Genomic DNA, 358 nt, shown 5'->3' with positions numbered 1-358 from the left:
GTATTTTGCTGAGAAATTACAGTAGAGTGTTCAGCCTCTGATGATGATTTGTCAAAATACGAAGCCAGCTTGTCTCCCGAAGAGTTCAGTGCAGTATTAACCAATGATAATTTTTTAAACAGTGGTTCGGTTCCAGCTGTTGGGATCGCAGCAACAGAGTTTGGTATTGTTTCGTCACCGTCGGCTTGAATACCAAATACCGGTCCCGAAGTGGTAGAGGCAATGTTGTAAGGGTCAACATTATCTAGAACTGTTTGAGCAGCATACATGAATGAAGTCTGGGTAGAGTCGATTGTCGCTTTGATAGCTTTGTCTGAAGCCGATGCACTATCACTACTTAAGGCAGTGTAATACTCCT

General features: G+C 42.7%; 1 pseudogene. It reads right to left on the bottom strand.

Going from position 1 to position 358, the window contains the following annotated elements:
• Nucleotides 1-358 (bottom strand): annotated as a pseudogene (locus AB4512_RS24555) (fumarate hydrolyase); the annotation flags it as partial.

This window comes from Vibrio sp. 10N.222.52.B7 (assembly GCF_041474275.1).
GTDB classification, from domain to species: Bacteria; Pseudomonadota; Gammaproteobacteria; order Enterobacterales; family Vibrionaceae; genus Vibrio; species Vibrio crassostreae_C.
Note: the sequence above shows the minus strand (reverse complement) of the source record. Positions and strands in the feature narration are given on the sequence as shown.